At 58.3% G+C, this 18,363-nt stretch carries 13 protein-coding genes; 10 read left to right on the plus strand and 3 right to left on the minus strand.

Features of this window, described 5'->3' with window-relative positions; genetic code table 11:
- Positions 1–8 precede the first annotated feature (8 nt).
- The 3 genes from DLM_RS11765 to DLM_RS11775 are packed head-to-tail and all read right to left on the minus strand — an operon-like array spanning position 9 to position 10,300.
- The gene (locus DLM_RS11765) at positions 9–305 is read right to left on the minus strand and encodes a hypothetical protein (RefSeq protein ID WP_089086188.1); all 297 of its coding nucleotides are present in this window, start codon (positions 303–305) and stop codon (positions 9–11) included.
- Positions 302–8,569 (minus strand): hemagglutinin repeat-containing protein, encoded by an 8,268-nt coding sequence (locus tag DLM_RS11770; RefSeq protein WP_089086187.1) that lies wholly within the window; start codon positions 8,567–8,569, stop codon positions 302–304. The genes DLM_RS11765 and DLM_RS11770 overlap by 4 nt, the downstream gene beginning before the upstream one ends.
- Positions 8,570–8,602: 33 nt before the next feature.
- The gene (locus DLM_RS11775; RefSeq protein ID WP_089086186.1) at positions 8,603–10,300 is read right to left on the minus strand and encodes a ShlB/FhaC/HecB family hemolysin secretion/activation protein; all 1,698 of its coding nucleotides are present in this window, start codon (positions 10,298–10,300) and stop codon (positions 8,603–8,605) included.
- Positions 10,301–10,674: 374 nt separating this feature from the next.
- On the opposite strand from DLM_RS11775, the gene hybD reads away from it, so the two are divergent.
- The 10 genes from hybD (at position 10,675) to hypF (ending at position 18,343) form a co-directional block, all read left to right on the plus strand.
- Positions 10,675–11,283 (plus strand): HyaD/HybD family hydrogenase maturation endopeptidase, encoded by a 609-nt coding sequence (hybD, locus tag DLM_RS11780; protein ID WP_089086185.1) that lies wholly within the window; start codon positions 10,675–10,677, stop codon positions 11,281–11,283.
- Positions 11,283–11,606, plus strand: coding sequence for a HypC/HybG/HupF family hydrogenase formation chaperone (locus tag DLM_RS11785; RefSeq protein ID WP_045845130.1), 324 nt, complete (start codon positions 11,283–11,285; stop codon positions 11,604–11,606). Before hybD ends, DLM_RS11785 begins: the two co-directional genes overlap by 1 nt.
- The gene (locus tag DLM_RS11790; RefSeq protein ID WP_089086184.1) at positions 11,606–12,046 is read left to right on the plus strand and encodes a hydrogenase; all 441 of its coding nucleotides are present in this window, start codon (positions 11,606–11,608) and stop codon (positions 12,044–12,046) included. Before DLM_RS11785 ends, DLM_RS11790 begins: the two co-directional genes overlap by 1 nt.
- Positions 12,043–12,906 (plus strand): hydrogenase expression/formation protein, encoded by an 864-nt coding sequence (locus DLM_RS11795; RefSeq protein WP_089086183.1) that lies wholly within the window; start codon positions 12,043–12,045, stop codon positions 12,904–12,906. The genes DLM_RS11790 and DLM_RS11795 overlap by 4 nt, the downstream gene beginning before the upstream one ends.
- Positions 12,906–13,130, plus strand: a complete 225-nt coding sequence (locus DLM_RS11800; protein WP_089086182.1) for a rubredoxin — start codon at positions 12,906–12,908, stop codon at positions 13,128–13,130. The genes DLM_RS11795 and DLM_RS11800 overlap by 1 nt, the downstream gene beginning before the upstream one ends.
- A complete protein-coding gene (hybE, locus tag DLM_RS11805) occupies positions 13,127–13,591 on the plus strand; it encodes a [NiFe]-hydrogenase assembly chaperone HybE (RefSeq protein ID WP_089086181.1) in 465 nt (154 codons plus the stop codon). The genes DLM_RS11800 and hybE overlap by 4 nt, the downstream gene beginning before the upstream one ends.
- Entirely contained in the window at positions 13,588–14,601 is a 1,014-nt protein-coding gene (locus DLM_RS11810; RefSeq protein ID WP_089086180.1) for a hypothetical protein, read from the plus strand. Before hybE ends, DLM_RS11810 begins: the two co-directional genes overlap by 4 nt.
- A complete protein-coding gene (gene hypA / locus DLM_RS11815; RefSeq protein WP_197715393.1) occupies positions 14,594–14,935 on the plus strand; it encodes a hydrogenase maturation nickel metallochaperone HypA in 342 nt (113 codons plus the stop codon). Before DLM_RS11810 ends, hypA begins: the two co-directional genes overlap by 8 nt.
- A 72-nt stretch (positions 14,936–15,007) precedes the next feature.
- Positions 15,008–16,024, plus strand: coding sequence for a hydrogenase nickel incorporation protein HypB (gene hypB / locus DLM_RS11820; protein ID WP_089086179.1), 1,017 nt, complete (start codon positions 15,008–15,010; stop codon positions 16,022–16,024).
- A 3-nt stretch (positions 16,025–16,027) separates the two neighbouring features.
- Positions 16,028–18,343 (plus strand): carbamoyltransferase HypF, encoded by a 2,316-nt coding sequence (gene hypF, locus DLM_RS11825; RefSeq protein WP_197715394.1) that lies wholly within the window; start codon positions 16,028–16,030, stop codon positions 18,341–18,343.
- Positions 18,344–18,363 lie beyond the last annotated feature (20 nt).

The following is an 18,363-nucleotide window of genomic DNA, read 5'->3' on the forward strand; positions in this document are numbered from 1 at the left end:
TGGAAACTCTACTTTAGCGGAAAAAATTCGATAAATATATTTTCCCCCATCTCCTGCTGAATCAGTTCTGCAAGCTCAGCCCCAACTTTATTATGTTGCTGCAAATCGTCGAGAATTTTAAAACCAGAATCTGGTGGATAGTCATCTACAAAAGTTTTTTGAAATTTAAAATCCCACTCTCTTATTTTAATCAAAAGATCAGAAGACAGGTTAAGATCGTCGATATCTATATGCCCCATTTCTTCAGGGGTGGGATTGAAAATTGGAGGCGCACCGTACTCAGCACTTAATCTTAGCTTTTTCATTGAACAGGTTTCCATGTCGAGACGGGGTTTGCACGGACAATAAAACCATTGGAGCCAACCCCAACAGAAATATATTTTGGTGATCCGTCATAAATTATTTGATAGACAGGGGCCGAGCCATTCGTCCCTACCAACGTACCTTTAGTAACAGCCTCCATTACCACCGAAGGAATATCGGACTGTGCAATGCCTTTGCTTTCAAAATCAGCCGCATGCCTTTCGATAATGTGTTGCAATCCTGCACTTGATGATCCGTTTTCAAGAAAAACAATTTTCCCGTTTGGCCCAATGCCAGTTGCTAACACATTTTCTGGAGTAAATTTCACGCCATTTGCCGCAAGCGTATTAAGGTCTGCCTGACGGACAGATATGACCGCAGAGTTTGCAGCAGTTGTAGACGGCCCCTTCAACCCAACCAGCCAACCAAAATCCCCTACTGCCAGTTTGGCAACATCCAGCACACTGCCATAGCGCAGCGCGGCATTGCGGACAGCACCTCCTGCTTGGCCATTGGCACACTCTACCGTACTGCAGCTTAGGCGAGCCATCAATAGGCTATTGGCTACTTCGGTAACACACTGACTATTGGCTTTGCAGATGGTGGAAACATCTGCCATCGCCTTGTTGAATGTGGCGTCAAATGCGGCTTGATATTCCGGACTAAAGTCGTTTCTGCGGTTACTTTCTTTGACAGCAGCAGTAATCAAGCCATTTTCGCACGCCGATTTCGAGCCTCCACTGAGCGTACCGCATTGCGACTGAAGCTCTTTACCCAGGGTGTTGATTTCCTTGGGCGACAAGGTGTTATTCTCCACCTCATTCTTACCCGCCTGCATCCCTGTCAGCCCACCTGCGCTGTTTCCACCCGCCAGGCCGCCTGCCAGCCCTGAGGCCAGCGTGGTCAGCGCGCTGATGGTTTGCTTTTGTTCTTCCGTCAGGTTTTTCGCATCAGGATACAGCGTCTGTTGCAGGTAGTCGGCCATCAGCGGGGCGCTGCCTGCGCCTGCCGCTCCGGCAAGGGCATTGTCGCCTTTGAGTTGGGCGAGCGCGGCACCCACCACGGCATGGGCGAGGATGTTGGCTTGTTTGTTGTCGCCGGTCAGGTCTTTGACTACGCCTGCCAGGTAGGGCGCGGCGGCGCCGGCCAGTGCTGCCTGGAGGTTGTTCCCCGCCAGCCCTTGCAGGGCGGCGGTGGCGGCGGTGGCGGCCTTTTGGAAGGTGCCGCCTGTGCCCCACTGGGCTTGCAGGTCTTTGTATTCCTGGCTGTTGGCGTAGTCTGGGTCTTGGCCGGCTTTGCGGTTGGCTTCGGCCAGTTTGTCGGTGGCAACAACCTGGATGAGTTGGCTGCCGATGGCGCCGATGGCTTGGGCTTCGGCGAGTCGTTGCCGTTCTTTGTCTTTGTCGAAGATGGGGCTGAGGCCGTTGGCGGCATGTTCGACGTCGCGGCTGAGGGTGGCGATGTCTTGTTGCTGCTTGTCCTGGTCACGGATGGTGATGCTGCCATCACTGATTGCCGCATAGGTGGTGGATTCGGCATGGCCGCTGCTGTTGCCGCCGCCGAGCAGGCTGCTGGCTCCCTGGCTCATCAGGGTGCCTTTGAGTTGGTCGCTGACGCTCAGGCCGCTGCTCATGCCGATGCTTTGGCTTTCGACTTTGTAGTCGGCTTGGTTGTGCAGGTTGCTGAAGCCGAGGGTGCCGGTGTCCAGTTGGTTTTTGTCGGCGCTGGCGGTGCTGCCAATCACGGCACCGTTGAGTTGGGTGTGCTGGCCAACGGTGATGTCATAGCCGCCACTGCCGGCGTAAAGGCCGGTTTGTTCTTGTACGCTGCGGTAGTCGCTGTCGAGCTTTTGTTTGCTGACACTGAAGGAGCCGCTGCCGGTCATGCTGCCAACGGTGAAGCTGCCGCCCACGCTGGCTTGGTTTTGCTTGGCATGATAGTGGTCTTCGTCTTGCTGGCTGCTGAGGGTGAGGTCGCGGCCTACTTCTGCCACGATGGTGTGGCCACTGGCTTGGGCCCCGGTGAGGGTGGTGTCGCGTCCGGACTGGAGCTGCAGTGTGTTGCCGGCATTGAGGGTGGTTTCTTGCCAGTTGTTGCCGTGGCCGCTTTCGCTGCCTTTGCCTTTGTTGGCGTTGGCAAAGATGGAGAGCCCTGCTCCGCTGTTGCTGACGCCCAGGCTGATGCCCAGGTTCCAGCCGCTGCTGGTATTGCCGCCGGTTTCGGTGCTTTGATTGCGGCTGGCGGTCAGTTCGATGTCGCGGGCGGCGTCCAGGGTGAGGTCTTTGCCGGCTTGCAGGCTGCTGCCCCGAATGCGGATGTCGCCGTCCTGGGCTTGGCCTTGGGCATCGCGCTGGCCGCTGCCGGTCGCGCTTAAGCTGAGGTTGCCGCCTGCTTGCAGGCTGCTGCCTTGGCTTTGGCTCTGGCTGGTGCTGCTGTGTGAGGCGGATTTTTGGTTGCCGATGGACAGGCTGATGCCGGCAAAGCTTTGTTCAGCGGGGGCTTTGGCGGCTTCTTCTTGATAGGCTTGGTAGGCTTGATAGCCGCTCAGGCCGGCCTGGATGCCTTTGAGGGCTTGCAGTCGGCCATTGTCGGTTTCTTTGGCTTCCTGGGTTTGTTGGACGGCGGTATTGACGGCGGCACCGACTACGCCGGAGAGGGCGACGGTGAGGCCGCTCTTGCTGGCTTCGTGCTTTTCGTCGTGTTGGTAGCGGTTTTCTGCGGCTTCGATACGGATTTCTTTGGCCTTGAGGTCGATATCGCCGCCGGCAATGACATCCGTGCCACGTAGGGTGGCTTGCTGGCCGGCATGGATGTTGACATTGCCTAGGATGCTGCCGACGGTGCTGCCTTTTTCGGCGGTACCTGTGTCTGCTTGCTGGTCGCGCTGGGATTGTTTGCCAATGCTAAAGCCAATGCCGCCGCTGCCCATCAAGCCGGAGGTGCTGGTTTTTTCATCAGCAAACTGGCGCTCGGTGCTGATAGCCGTAGTGAGGGTGACATCGCGCCCTGCTGTCAGCTCGACATCGTGGGTGGCAGCGACATTGCCGCCCTGCAGCGTGAGGTCGCGACCGGCGTCGATGCGGATGCTGTCGGCAGACAGGCTGCTGCCTTGGGCTTGGGTGCGTTGGTGCTCTTGAATACTGTCGGTGCGCTTGCTGCGGAACAGTCCTTTGCTGCTGCTGTGGTGTTCTTGTTGCAGTTGTTCTTGATCCTGGCTGGCCAGAAGTTTGACGTCTTGTGCCGCCTTGAGCTTGATCGCGCCCTGGTCGGCGTCGATGCTGCTGCCTTGCAGGGTGAGGTCACTCTGGCGTGCCACGATATTGACGCCCTGGCTGCTGCTGATGCTGCTGCCGAATCCCTTGTCTTTGTTGATCAGGGTTTGGCCCTGGCTTCTTTTACCCCATTCCTGGTCGTGGTCGGCTGACTGTTGCCGTGCTTCCTGTAGCGTGACGGTGTCGGCGCTGAGGGCGGTCTGGCCTTGGCTGCTGCTGAGGCCACTGCCGGTCAGGGTGAGTTGTTTGCCTGCCTCTACGGTGAGCCCGGCTGCGCCACCAATCTGGCTGGTATATAGGGTATCCGCTTGGCCACTGGCCGACACGCGGGTGGCGGCGCTATCTGCCTGCAGGGTGCCGCGATTGTGGGTGGTATCGGTGGTGATGTTGATGTCGCGTCCTGCACTCAGCAGGGTTTGGCCCTGTGCTTTGGCACTGGAGCCTTGCACGGTAATATCTTGGCCGGCGCTGAGGGTCAGCTTGCCACCTGCGCTGATGTCGGAACCTTGCGCACGTTCCCAATGGCCCGTATAGGTAGCCACACCGCTGCCGCCGGGTTCTTGCAAATGTGTACCGCGATTGCCCATGCGACCAGACATCACTTGTACGGTGCCGTCTTCTTCGCGTCTAGCCGTGGTAATGGCCAGATTATTCTTAGCTGCAATCGCAACGCTGTCGCTGGCGTTGATTTTGGCACCCCGCAAGGTGACATCATCGCCACTCAGCTTGATATCGGTACCGCGTACTTCTGCGGTGCGGCCACTATGCTGCAGATCAGTGCTTAGATTGAGTTGTTTGGCGCTGAGCGATACGCTTTGACCATCGATCAGACCACCCTGGTGATTCAGCTGATCGGCCTGGATAACAAGCTGTTCTGCACTATGCAATTGCCCCTGATTGTTTAGCCTCGAAGCTTGCAGATTAAGGGACTTACCACTGATTAATGCACCGTCCGCGCGCAGTTGAGGGCTGGTACTTGCCAGATAGACTTTGGGAACCAGTACTTGCTGCGGACCAGAAGCGGTTTGTACTGTTTCGCTCACCATCCAGACAATATCTTCTTGCAGACGGGCAATTTGCTCTGGAGACAAGGCTACGCCCAACTGCAACTGAAAGCTCTGCCCTACTTTGGCTCCGCTGTTAAGTAATTGCTTGTACTGTTCGGTAGCGTCCTTGCCATTGCGGGATGCGGCTCCGGTTAGCGACAGTATCTGGTCCTTGACCAGTTTCTGTTCATAGTAGCCATCACCTAATCTTTTTTGGATTACATTGGGATCGAAACCCAATTGTTGCAGCATGTAGTCACTGCTGATGAAATTGCTGTATTGGGTAAAGCGTGGATCGGTTTCAATCAGATAATGTGCGCCTGGATAGCTAGTTTGTGTGAACAAGCCATTATTGGGCAGCTTCACCAGCAAATTGGCTAGCGCATCGCCAGGATCAGCTTGGCCCGCTGTAGCACCAACTGTTGGTACTTTTGTTGTTTGCGCCTGCTCTTGCGTGACATTGTCGATGACTGGCGCTGCAATACTGACCCCCTGATTACCTGCGATGACGGCATCCAGCGTCTGTACCGAGCTAGTCTCGTCTCTCGTCCAGGAGCGATACCAGTGAATGCCGACATGCTTGTCGTAATGATCGACACCTGTTTCATGCAGTCGCTCATTAATCGAGTAGCTTTGATTGATAACCGAGCTGGCCCCGACAATGGCAAGGTCGCCATTGGCGGTAATGCGGCTGGCATCATTCAGCAAGCTGCCTACATTCAGAGTCAACTTTTTGCCAGCATCTAGCGTGGAGGCTGCCCCTGCAGAAATTAATTTATCCAAATAGCGGGTGCCACTCACGGAGCGCTCGCGAAAGTTATACAGATCGTCGATATCATTTAACGTAATGGGATTCACGTGCAGATTTGGATCCCATTGTTCCACGCGGGGTACGCCGGTATATTCACGCCAGACAATCTGCTGATAGGGGCAAGTTTCACCTCGCCCCAGGCAGGCCTTACCTTCATAGAAGGTCATATCATAGCTGCCATCAGCATTTTTCTGGATTGCGTTGTAATTGACCCAGAGCTCGTGATCGCCCTGGTAGCGGACCAAGGCTTTTTTATTGGCTTGATCAAGCTGCAGGATAGTGCCGTAATAACTGTTAGCCGCCTCTGGGCTATTCACCAGTAAGGTTTTGGTTACAGCCGAAATATCACCCTGGCCACGTGCGCCAAAGCTGCGCCAATAGTAATTGTATTTGTTCCAGCCATAACTACTGGTTTCCGCCTCACGCTGAATCACCACTGCCGAGCGACGATTTTCTAATCGGCTGGCATCGACATTTACATCCCCTTCCGCTGCAATAAAGGAGGAGATATTTTCTAGTAGCCCACCACTATGCAAGTTCATGGAGCCCGCGCTATACATCAGGGCACCATCGGTATTGCTTAGCCGCTCGCTGGCGCTTACATCTAGTTGTTCAGTAGCCGCCAGCACTGCAGCACTACCCTGGTTTTGCAGATGCCGAGCATTAGCCGATAGCCGGTTGGCACTAATCATGCCGCTATTGTTAATTACATCGGCTTTTACATCTACCTGACTACCCTCCATGCGACCTTGATTGCCCACAGAAGCCGAAGCAGTGGCACTGAGCGCCCCGCCAGCAATGAGTTGCGCACCGGTATTATTGCTAACATTGCGAGCAGACAAAGACATATCACCAGTACTTTGCCAATTGCCGCTATTGATGATGTCGCCCATCGTATCTAGCTGTAGCGCGCCAGTACTTGATAGCGTATCCCCCTGGCTAAAGGTGAAATTATCCACTAGGGATAGTGATAGACTTTGCCCACCTATTACCCGGCCTTGCTGGTTGTTGAGGCTTTGCGCAGCAATGGCTGTAACCCCACCGCCGCTCACAATGCCTTGCTGATTAAACAATCTCTGCAAACGTAAGGACATGGCCTGATTACTCAGTACTTTGCCATTACGATTATCTAGTACACCCAACAGCCTAGCAGTTATGGTTCCGGCGCTTTGCAAGGTGCCGTATTGGTTGTTAAATCCCGCTGCATCCAATACGAACTGGCTCCCGGAAGACAACTGCCCACTATTGTTGTCCACATCATTCACCGAAGATATATTCAATGCTCGCAGAGCCTGAATAGTTCCTTGCCGGTTACTTAGACTATCTGCAGCAATTTGCCAGTCACCATTGGTCAATATCTGGCCGGCATGGCTATTATCGAATGCACCACGGACATGCAAGGCATGCTGGCTATCTTCATTTAACGCCAGCATTGTACCGCCCTGATTATTAACACTACCGCTATTGAGTGTCAGTTTATCGGCCTGAATCAACCCAGCCGTATTAGCCAACTGACCTGCAGTCAGCAACAATTGCCCGTCTCCGACGATGCGCCCGTGGCTGTTGTCAATGTTGCCGGCAACATCAAGCAGCAAGCTGCCTGTACCAACTTGGGCCAGCATACCTTGCTGATTATTCAGCGCCTGTGCCGTAATCTGTAAATCACGTCCAGCTACTGATCCTTGATGCGTATCCAGCACCCCCTTGGCCTGAAGGCTCACCTGGCCGCTGGCTATCAACTTCGCGTCAGCCAAACTAAGATCGCTATCACTTTGGGCCGAAATATCACCATGTACGCTGCTAATGTTGGCCTCATCGAGTTGTACTCGCTCACCAGTGAGTACAACGTCCTGCGCTGCCAGTAACCGACCATGATGCTGCAAATTCTCAGCAGCTGAGATGCGCAAGCTGCCAAGCTCTCCCAATGTGCCATCTTCGCGGCTACCCGCCGCTAAACCACCGTGCCCGGTAACGCTTATCGCCGTGACAGTCAAATCTCCACCGGCAGCCATCGTCCCGTCGAGTTGAGCTTGAGCACCGCGGGCGCTGAGCTTGCCTGTAGAGCTGATGGTGCCGCTATTGCTAAGATTGTCCAAAGCCTCAAGCGTCATGTCGCCCTGTGCGCTGGTGGAGCCTGATAGCACCAGATCACCTGCACTGGTTAGCTGCAATGTGCCACTAGTGGCCTGGATCTGACCTTTGCTATTAACGCCCACCCCGGCTTCAGTACCGATCAGCTTAATGGCACCCGCGTACATACCTCCTAGCTGCGCCACATCCAGCGCCAGGGCTGGAGCCGGACCATTACCCTGAATTGGGGTGGCAGTCAGCGTGGCCTTGTCGACCTGATTCGCACCCAGCACTACATTCAACTGCTTGGCATACAAACCGGCATTAAGCTGTAAAGCACGGCTGATGATCGTGAAACTATCCAGAACACTAACGTCGGCCTGACCGTCAACGCTGACGCTACCACGGCTTACCTGGTAGCCGGTGAGACTGCCATTGCTCAATTGTGGAGTCCCGGTAGTAAGCGTGGCATTGCTGGTATTGATAAATCCCGCACCAGCACCCACAGAAATACCCCAGGGGTTGGCAATGATGACTTCAGCCTTCTGTCCGGCCACCTCCAGCATGCCACGTAGTTGAGACGGGTTTGGGGCGATCACTTCATTCAGAATGATACGCGCGCTGTTACCCGGTATCAGATTTGCGTTGCCATTGATATAGCCTCCCAACTGGGTGGGATTCAGCGTTGGCGAGTTGTTGAGGATTGCCCCTGCGCGACCAACATTGAATTGCTCGTACTGGTTATGGGAGACCCCGCTGGAAGTTGGGGTGGTGATGTTGACCACACTCACACCATTAGGAGCGTTGATAACTCCAGGCTGTTTGCCCGCTCCAGCATTAGGCGCAGCAATAATATCTGCCGCAAGTGTGGCAGTCCCCAAGCTCATCATGGTAAAGACCACAATACTCTTGAATAGCCAATTCGGTATCCAACCGCGCAAAGGCGTAGTGGAATCAGTAGTACGATCGGTACTGCCATTTTTGCCTTGGCCCACAGTAATTTCAGCGACCGCCATTAACTGTTGACGATATTTATTGAAAATAATCCGATAGCAAAGCTTGTTCATCGTGTATCACCAAAATTAAGGTAGTGGCTTAAATCAGTACTGCATGGCTACGCGAAAATGCGTGATGGCTGGGCGGTTCCACCCTTCGGGCTGATACAATGCGCGCTCATGGGCGAGTTCAAGATTTAGGCCGGGATATAGGCTGGCTCGCAGACCAATACCCCACCCCGACAACGTGGAAGCACCCCAGTCATATGTCTGACGTGACACCTGGCCCAGATCAAGTCCGGTATAAACTTCCAGCGACTGTCCACGTGAGCTGGGTGGCAACACTGTCCATGCCAGTTCGTTACGCAAAAAATAGCCATTGCTGCCAGACAGGCTGTAGGTATCAAAACCACGTACGGTATAGCGGCTACCTATGCTGAATTGCTCGGAGCCCAGCAACAAATCAGGGCTGTACTGTCCCTTGATACTGGTCGTCCAGCGCAGATTCTGTTCACCGATTTTCAGTGGTGCACTCAGATTAAGACGGACAGCATAAACACGAGCACGGGCGGAAGGCCCACCTTGGTCAGCCAAGGTATCTGCCATCGCATCCCAAAAATTGATCCCCTTCGTCGCCGATAACGCACCATCCAGGACCCATGCACCCAGGTAATGTCGATGTGTCAGCTCTAAGCCTATTTGGGTGAGGTTTCTACGCTGTGTGCTGATTTCTACGTTTTCAATGAAACTGCGCGACGCTTTACGCGTTAGTTGCAAGGCTAATTCCGTTTTACTGGCTTGGTTCCGCTGCAATAAGCGCGACAAGGAAAAAAATGAATTACGACTATGACCTGTAGAAATAAATGTCTGATTTACTCCTTGAACCAACTGGCGATAATCTGACTCACTGTAACTGATAAGACCAGTCCAGTTACCCCAAGGTAATACCCAGGACAAAGTATCAGCTCGTGAACGTGGGTCACTGATACGTTCTCCATCCTGAGTCCAATTGATCGAAAAGCTGTCGTTGATACCAATAACGTTATCGGTAGTTAGGCCTAGACTGCCTTGCTGTTTTCCCGTTGATTTCTGACCAGAATCATCCCACCCGTACGTCAAACTCCATGGCTTGCCTCGCTCACGCTTCACCAGAACATCCGAATATCCCTCTTGCCCTGCTGGCACAATTTCCATGCTGGCTTTTTGTGAACTCACACGAGAAAGCTGCTCTAGGCCTTGCTCAAGTGCCCGCACATTCAGAACATCACCCGAATCAATAGGAAATGCAGCGCGTAGGGACAGGTCACTCCCCCCATTTTGCAAACGAATCTGGCCCAAACGGCCTGGCACAATCACCAATTTCAGCACCCCTGATTTAAGGTTCTGCTCCGGCAGATAAGCACGGCTGGTGACATAGCCCCGCTCTACCATGGCATTGGTAAGGACCTGCACCAGTGTTTGTAACTGGCGTACATCGGGGCAATTTCCATGCATAGGTTTGACGATATCGTGCAGCCAGCCATCCCATGCGGTGGGCTCACCAGTGAAAGTTACTGATTTAATCTCAAAGCAGAGGCCAATTTCAGTTTGTGGCTGCATGCTGTCTTGCGGGGCTGGAAGAGCCGCTTCCGGTATTGGAGCGTTAAAAATATCCGGTCGAGTGAGCAACTCTTGTCGCTGTTGTTCCAGTTGTTGCTGGCGGTCACGCAGAATCTGGTCGGGTGAAGTGGCTGCATATCCGTATGCCGGCAACAGCACAGAAATAAGGGCAAGGCCTTGAATAATGGGGTAACGCAGCAGCATCTTAATATCTAATATTCATATTTTTTATAGGAATTAATGATATTTGCAAAACATAGGGGAGAGTCAAGGGGGCACGGTATGCGGAAAGCAAAACCAGTCATCAGCGCAAAGAAGAGTGTGAAGCAAGAAGAAGGTGATTCAGCTACACCGCAAGCGCTTGCACATGCGATGTCAATTACATTTAAAATTTCCGTAACCACATCAGCCCCCTGCCGAATAGAAAGTTTCCACTTGGCTTTCCATTTGCCAGCAATATGTCCTTGCAGTGACTGTGGAATTAAGCCCAAGCCGCTGATTTGGCAAGCTTTCTACCGCTGTGCCGCACTGGCATGAATCTTGATCTGTAACCCTCTCCGTTACAGCGCTTCGACACCATGCACACCGCACACATCACCATCATGGGGCTGGGCAACCTGCTCTGGGCTGACGAAGGTTTTGGCGTACGCGCCGCCGAGCAGCTGTTTGCCCGCTACCAGCTCCCTGCCAACGTCGACGTTGTGGACGGTGGCACCCAAGGCCTGTTGCTGCTGCCCTATGTGGAGGAAGCGGACCGGCTGATCCTGTTCGACGCCATCGACTTTGGCCTCACGCCCGGCACGCTGAAGGTGTACCACGACGATGCCGTGCCGGCCTATCTCACCGCCAAGAAAATGAGCCTGCACCAGACCGGGTTTTCCGAGGTGCTGGCGCTGGCCGACCTCAAGGGTAATCTGCCCGGCCAGATTGTGCTGATCGGCGTGCAGCCGGTACAACTGGAAGACTATGGCGGCAGCCTGACCGACGCGGTGCGCGCGCAGCTGGAACCGGCTATCGCGCTGGCCGTACAGCAGTTGCAGGACTGGGGCGTCAGCCTGTCACCCCGCCAGGACGACGACCGGCTGAACCACGCCAGCCTGGACATGCAGCGCTATGAAGACGAACGCCCGTCAGCCGAACTGGCCTGCCGCATTGGCGACGACCGCGTGCTGCAAGGAGAAGGCTGATGTGTCTGGGCATTCCCATGCAAGTGGAACGCTGTCACCAACTGGTGGCCGACTGTCAGCACGCCGGGCAATGGCAAACGGTAGACCTGTCGCTGGTGGGCGCAGTACAGCCCGGCGACTGGCTGCTGGTATTCATGGGGGCGGCACGCGAGGTGCTAAGCGCCGAACGTGCAGCCGACATCCTGGATGCACTGGCCGCACTGGATGCCGCCATGAACGGCCGTTTCGACCCGGCCATCCATCTGGCCGACCTCAATCAGCGCGAACCGCAATTGCCCCCGCATCTGCAGGCGCAATTGGACGCACAAAGGAAAACCTCCTGATGAGCAATCCGCAAGACAACCTGCTGCAAAGGCTGGCTGATACCGGCTACCAGGCCGTTGCTGCAGCCGGGCTGGACAGCCTGGCAAGCGCAACGCCAAACCTGATCGTGATGCTGAATGCCGACCCGGTGAAATATCCCGAGGTGCTGGACAATGTGGTGATCGTGCCGGAAGTGCTGCGCGAATTCCCCGCCGATACCTTCCGCGTGGCCTATGCCGACCTGCCGGCCAGCCAGGCCATTGCCAAACGCTTTGGCATCCTGAAATTCCCGGCCCTGCTGTTTCTGCGGCAGGGAGAATACGTGGGCATCATCGCCGGCCTGCAGGACTGGCCGGACATCGTACACAGCTTTGCCGACAAGCTCACCGCCCCCACCCGTCGCCCGCCTTCGGTCGGCATTCCGGTCACCAGTGCCAGCAGCGAGAAAGGTTGCGCATGAACATCAAACCCTTCCCCGTCGCCGTGGTGGGCCTTGGCCCCGGTTCGCAACCGGAAGACCCGGACCTGGCCTACATGCCGCTGCCGCGTGAAATCGACAGCTTCGACCAGCCCACCCTGCCCACCTCGGAAGAAGTGGAACACCTGCATGCCGCCAAACAGGTGATTGCCGACCTGATTGCCCAGTTGCAGGGCTATCAGGGTGATGCCGAGGTTTATCCGGTGCAGGACATCAGCCAGCTTGACGCCGCCAACCGTCAGTTGATCAACCAGCTACTGGGCGAAGGCGAGGTGTCCTGTCGGGTGAAACTGCTGGACGGACGCGAACTGGACATGCAGGAATCGGTATTCGCCGGCATCTGGCGCGTGCTGGAAAGCAGCGCCGACGGCCAGCTGCTGGCCGACCGCATTGAAGCCTGCCCGATTCCCGCCGCCGTATGGCAGGCCGCCCGCGCGTTTGGCAAGGCCGAGCTGGACATCCCCACCCTGCCCGAGCAACTGATGAATGCCGGGCCGGTACTGACCGAAATTGCCGCCGCCATGCAAAACCCCGGCAGCGAGGCCCATATCACCAACTTTTCCTTGCTGCCGATGAGTCCGGCCGACATGGACTGCCTGGATGCCATCCTGGGGCCGGGTAATAGCGGGGTGTTTTCCCGCGGCTATGGCAAATGCCGCATCATGGCCACCTCGCTGGCTAATGTCTGGCGCGTGCAGTACTTCAACGGCATGAACAGCATCTTGCTGGATACGCTGGAAATCACCCGCATTCCGGAAGTGGCACTGGCTTCGGCGGACGATCTGGCCGACTCGCTGGACCGCCTGCAGGAAGCCTGGCAGTGGTTGCAGGGGGAATACTGATGGACGGGCGCTTCGAAGGCTCCTATCTGGGGCGCGATGACAGCCTGGCGGATACTGCGCGCATGGAGTGCAAGATCTGCTGGTGGGTGTACGACCCGGCACAAGGCGACGATGTGTGGCAGATTCCGCCCGGCACGCCGTTTTCCGGGCTGCCGGAACACTGGCGCTGCCCGGTGTGCGATGGCGCACGTGACCAGTTCATGGTGCTGGACAGCCCGGCATGAACCCTGCCCAGACCCCCGGCCCCGGGCTGGAACAGCTATTCCGCCAGATTGCCGACACGCGCATGCAGGGCATTCCCATCCTCAATCCGGCGCTACAGGTGCAAGCCATCGGCTTCCGGCAGTGGGACGGCCCGCACGGCCAGCTATGGGTGGGCGTGCTGCTCACCCCCTGGTTCATGAACCTGTTGCTGCTGCCCGCCGCAGCCGACAGCCTGCCGCCGGTGCCACCGGGTGGCGAGGTGGTGGTGCAACTGCCGGGTGATGCCCTGCCCTTCATGGCTGGGCATGAAGCCGCACTGGGCGACTACCGGCTGTGCTCGCTGTTTTCACCGGTGCTGCAATTTGTCGACCAGGCCAGTGCCTGCAGCACGGCAGAAGAAGTGCTCAAGCTATTGTTTCCACCAGCACAGCCCGCCGCACCGGACCTGTCGCGCCGCCGCCTGTTTGGACTGGGCCGATGACAGCCGATCAGATCCGCATTCATCTGAGCCAGGACAAGGACGGGGCCACGGCTCCGCGCGTAAGCTGGCCACGTCGGGAAGCAGAGCGGCTGTTCATCGGCCAGCCCGCTGCGCAAGCCATTGCCATGACCCCGCTGCTGTTTTCCCTGTGCGCCCAGGCGCAAAGCCTGGCCGCCAGGCTGGTACTGCAGCAGGCCGCCGGTCAGCAGGCCACGGCAAGTGATGAACAGCGAGCCACGCTGACACTGGAAGCCACGCGCGAAACCCTGCGCAAGCTGCTACTGGACTGGTCGCAGGCTTTTGACGGCACAGCGGCGGCGGCAGAGTGGACCGCACAATGGCGCGCCGCACAGGACCTGCCCTCCCTGCGCAGCCTGGCCGAAGCCTTTGTCTACGGTGAGGACTGCCAGCACTGGCTGCAACGCGGCGAAGACGGCTGGCTGGCCTGGCTGATGCAAGGCGATACCGCACCGGCACGCTGGCTGCGCATGCTGGAGCAGCCGCTGCCCGGCTGTACGCTGCTGCCACCGTTTGGCGCTGGCATGCTGGCGGCGCATCTGGCCGACTGGCTGCGCCCAGGCGGGCCGGTATGGCAGGGACAGGCGCGCGAGGTAAGCGCACTGGCACGTGAAGCCGCCCATCTGCCCGGCCTGCTGGAAAAAAATTTACGCCCGCGCGCACGGCTGCTGGCGCGGCTGCTGCAACTGGCGCGCTGGCTGAGCGGCACACAGCAATTGCAAGCCAGTGCCGCCTGCCTGCCCGACGGCGCGCTGGCGCTGGTGGACACCGCACGCGGGCCGCTGCTGCATCTGGCGGCACTGGATGAAAATGGCCGCATCAGCCGTTACCGGGTGGTGCCGCCCACGCTGTGGCATGCACACCCGGAAGGGGTATTGCGGGTAAGCCTGGGTTTTCTGGCGGCAGCGTCTGACGCAGAATGGCAGCGCCAGATCAGCCTGATCGACCCCTGTGTGGCATACAGCGTGAGCAAGGAAACCGAATATGCATGAAATGTCACTGGCTGAAGGCATCATCCAGTTGCTGGAAGACCAGGCCAAGGCCCAGGACTTCCGGCGGGTAAAACAGGTATGGCTGAGCATAGGCGAGCTGGCCGGGGTGGAAGTGGAAGCCCTGGATTTTTGCCTGGAAGTAGTCAGCCGCGACACGCTGGCCGATGGCGCGCGCTTTCACTTTGTGCGCCAGCCCGGTGAAGGCTGGTGCCTGGCCTGCAGCCAGCGCGTGGCCGTCCATGCTCGCTTTGATGCCTGCCCACTGTGCGGCAAGCATCAGGTGCAAGTAACCGGTGGCGATGAAATGCGCGTCAGCGAACTGGAAGTGGAATAAGCCCCGCCCCATGAATACCGGCAAGTGGCCACCGGCCGCTGCCATCAGAATGAAAAACAAGGAGAGGCAGCAATGTGTACCGTTTGCGGCTGCAGCAAAGGCAATGTGAAGATTGAAGGCCGGACTCCCGGCGGCGTGAAGTTTCCCTATCGCCCGCACCATGCGCACTCTCATGATCATGGCCATTCCCACGACCACGACCACGACCAGCATCATCATGTTCACGCCCACCTGGCACCGGCCAGCCCGGCAGACCAAGCGGCAGAGCATCAGCCCACGCTCAGCCAGCAGGCGGGCGGTGCGGCGCTGCATTATGGCCAGGGCGCGGCCCATGCCCATGCGCCGGGGCTGAGCCAGGCGCGCATGGTGAAGATTGAGCAGGACATCCTGTCCAAGAACGATGGCTATGCCGCGCAAAACCGCCAGTGGCTGCGCGACCGTGGCATTTTTGCGCTCAATCTGGTGTCCAGTCCCGGCTCGGGCAAAACCACCCTGCTGGCCGAAACCATCCGCCAACTGGGCAGCGACACCCTGGTGTACGTGGTGGAAGGCGACCAGCAAACCAGCAACGATGCCGAGCGCATCCGCGCGGCCGGCGCGCCCGCCATCCAGATCAACACCGGCAAGGGCTGCCATCTGGACGCCCACATGGTGGGCCAGGCGCTGGAACAGCTGAACCCGGCCGATGACAGCCTGTTGCTGATCGAAAACGTGGGCAATCTGGTATGCCCGGCGGCTTTCGATCTGGGCGAGGCGCACAAGGTGGCCATCCTGTCCGTCACCGAAGGCGAGGACAAACCGCTGAAGTACCCGGACATGTTTGCTGCCGCCGACATCATGCTGCTGACCAAGATCGACCTGCTGCGCCATCTGGATTTCGACGTGGACGTGTGCATTGCCAACGCGCGGCGCATCAACCCGAAAATCAAGGTTTTGCAGCTATCCAGCAAGAGCGGCGACGGCATGGACCTGTGGATTGACTGGCTGTTGCTGGCCATGAACGATGCCCAGTTGGTGAAACAGCGCGAAGTGGCCCGCCTGCGTCAGCAGATAGCCGCGCTGGAGCAGCAGTTGCAGGAGCGCCGCTGAATCATGCCGACACAACGCTTGCGACTGGCCATCCGCGGCCGGGTACAGGGAGTGGGCTTTCGCCCCTTCATCTGGCGCACCGCCCAGGCGGCTGGCCTGTCCGGCTTTGTACACAACACCGGCGAAGGCGTCACCATCGAACTGCAGGGCAGCAGCAGCCAGCTGGATGCCTTCCAACTGCATTTGCAACAGGATTTGCCGCCGCTGGCCCAGATCGACAGCATGCAGCAAAGCCTGCTGGACCCGCTGCCGGATGAAGACGGCTTTGAAATCCGCAGCAGCAGCGGCAGCACCACCCAGGCGCGCCTGCCCGCCGACAGTGCCACCTGTCCGGCCTGTCTGGACGAGCTGTTTGACCCGGCCAATCGCCGCTATCGCTACCCCTTCATCAACTGTACCGATTGCGGCCCGCGCTACACCGTCACCCATCGCCTGCCCTACGACCGCGCCAACACCAGCATGCTGCCCTTTTTGCTGTGCCCGACCTGTCGCAGCGAATACCAAGGCCCGCACAGCCGCCGCTTTCATGCCGAACCCACCGCCTGTCCGGACTGCGGCCCGCAGCTGCAACTGACCGACCGCTTTGGTGTGCCGCTCAACGGCGACCCGCTGCACGGTGCCTGGCAAATCCTGCAGATGGGCCGCAGCATTGCCATGAAAGGGCTGGGTGGCTTTCATCTGGTATGCGACGCCACCAATCCGGAAGCTGTGGCGCGGCTGCGACAGCTCAAGCATCGCCCCGGCAAGCCGCTGGCAGTGATGGCGCTCAATGTGGAATCGGTGCGCGCCTTTTGTGAAGTCAGCCCGCAGGAAGCCGCCTGGCTGCAACGCCCGGAACGGCCCATCGTGCTGCTGCAGAAAAAACCGGAAGCCGACCAACGGATGCCGGACATCGCCCCCGGCATTGCCGCCATCGGCGTGATGCTGCCCTACACCCCGCTGCAATGGCTGTTGTTCCACGAAGCGCTGGGCCGCCCGCAAGGCCAGCAATGGCGCGAGCACGCCTGTGAGCAAAGCTGGGTGATGACCAGTGCCAACCTGTCCGGCGAACCGATTGTCACCAGCAATCAGGAAGCGCGTGAACGGCTGAACAAGGTGGCCGACGTGTTCCTGCTGCACAACCGCAATATCGTCACCCGCTGCGACGACAGCGTGCTGGCGCTGCAAGACGCGCAGCCCTTGTTCTACCGCCGGGCGCGCGGCTTTGTGCCGGACCCGCTGCCCCTGGCCGAGGGCGGGCCGGACGTGCTGGCGCTGGGGGCTTATCTCAAGACCACCGCCACCGTGCTGCGCGGCAACGAAGCCTTTGTCTCGCAACATGTGGGCGATCTGGACCACCCGCTCAGTTGCGAGGCGCTGGAACACACCGCCCAGCACCTGCTGGACCTGACCGGCGTCAACCCGCAGGCCATTGCCTGTGATTTGCAGCCGGACAGTTTTTCCAGCCAGTTGGCTCAGCAATGGTCACGCCAATTGGGCATTCCCTTGCTGCCGGTGCAGCACCACCATGCCCACCTGGCTGCCGTCATCGCCGAGCATGGCCTGCAAGGCCCGACGCTGGGTCTGGCGCTGGACGGCTATGGCCTGGGCAAGAATGGCGGTGCCTGGGGCGGTGAGCTGATGATGCTGGAAGGGGCCAGTTGCGAACGCATGGGCCATATCACCCCCTTGCCGCTGCCCGGTGGTGACAAGGCCGCCCGTGAGCCCTGGCGCATGGCGGTGGGCTTGTGGCACCGGCTGGCCGGCGCGCTGCCCTTGCCGCCGCAGCTGAGCGACCGCCCCGGCCTGCCCATATTGCTGCGCCAGTTGGAAACCGGGCTCAACTGCCCGGACACCACCAGCATGGGGCGCTGGTTTGATGCCATCGCCGGTCTGGCCGGCATCTGCCCGGAACAAAGCTTCGAGAGCGAGGCCGCGCAAAAACTGGAAGCGCTGGCCACGCCCTGCGCACCGCTGGCCGGAGGCTGGCAGGTATCGTCCACCAATCTGCTGGACCTCAGCCCGCTGGCGCGCCAGTTGCTGCAACTGCACGACCCGCTGGCCATTGCCAGCCTGTGGCACGCCACGCTGGCGCATGCGCTAGCCGACTGGGCCGCACGTGCCTCCAGCACCACCGGCATCCAGCAACTGGTGCTGGCCGGTGGCTGCTGCGCCAATCGCCAATTGCTGCAAGGCCTGCTGCCGCTGCTGCGTGACGCCGGCCTGCAGGTCTATACCGCCCATGCCCTGCCGCCCAACGACGGCGGCCTGAGCCTGGGTCAGGCCTGGGTGGCACGGCAACGCCTGCTGCAAGGCACGGCGCAGAGCGCTTTATCCTGAGCCACGCCGCCGCGCAAACA

This window comes from Aquitalea magnusonii (genome assembly GCF_002217795.2).
GTDB lineage: Bacteria > Pseudomonadota > Gammaproteobacteria > Burkholderiales > Chromobacteriaceae > Aquitalea > Aquitalea magnusonii_B.

Excerpts from the sequence above, each read along its gene's own strand:
- DLM_RS11765 (WP_089086188.1), bottom strand. The coding sequence starts at position 305 with ATGAAAAAGCTAAGATTAAGTGCTGAGTACGGTGCGCCTCCAATTTTC.
- DLM_RS11770 (WP_089086187.1), bottom strand. The coding sequence starts at position 8,569 with ATGAACAAGCTTTGCTATCGGATTATTTTCAATAAATATCGTCAACAG.
- DLM_RS11775 (WP_089086186.1), bottom strand. The coding sequence starts at position 10,300 with ATGCTGCTGCGTTACCCCATTATTCAAGGCCTTGCCCTTATTTCTGTG.
- hybD (WP_089086185.1), top strand. The coding sequence starts at position 10,675 with ATGCACACCGCACACATCACCATCATGGGGCTGGGCAACCTGCTCTGG.
- DLM_RS11785 (WP_045845130.1), top strand. The coding sequence starts at position 11,283 with ATGTGTCTGGGCATTCCCATGCAAGTGGAACGCTGTCACCAACTGGTG.
- DLM_RS11790 (WP_089086184.1), top strand. The coding sequence starts at position 11,606 with ATGAGCAATCCGCAAGACAACCTGCTGCAAAGGCTGGCTGATACCGGC.
- DLM_RS11795 (WP_089086183.1), top strand. The coding sequence starts at position 12,043 with ATGAACATCAAACCCTTCCCCGTCGCCGTGGTGGGCCTTGGCCCCGGT.
- DLM_RS11800 (WP_089086182.1), top strand. The coding sequence starts at position 12,906 with ATGGACGGGCGCTTCGAAGGCTCCTATCTGGGGCGCGATGACAGCCTG.
- hybE (WP_089086181.1), top strand. The coding sequence starts at position 13,127 with ATGAACCCTGCCCAGACCCCCGGCCCCGGGCTGGAACAGCTATTCCGC.
- DLM_RS11810 (WP_089086180.1), top strand. The coding sequence starts at position 13,588 with ATGACAGCCGATCAGATCCGCATTCATCTGAGCCAGGACAAGGACGGG.
- hypA (WP_197715393.1), top strand. The coding sequence starts at position 14,594 with ATGCATGAAATGTCACTGGCTGAAGGCATCATCCAGTTGCTGGAAGAC.
- hypB (WP_089086179.1), top strand. The coding sequence starts at position 15,008 with ATGTGTACCGTTTGCGGCTGCAGCAAAGGCAATGTGAAGATTGAAGGC.
- hypF (WP_197715394.1), top strand. The coding sequence starts at position 16,028 with ATGCCGACACAACGCTTGCGACTGGCCATCCGCGGCCGGGTACAGGGA.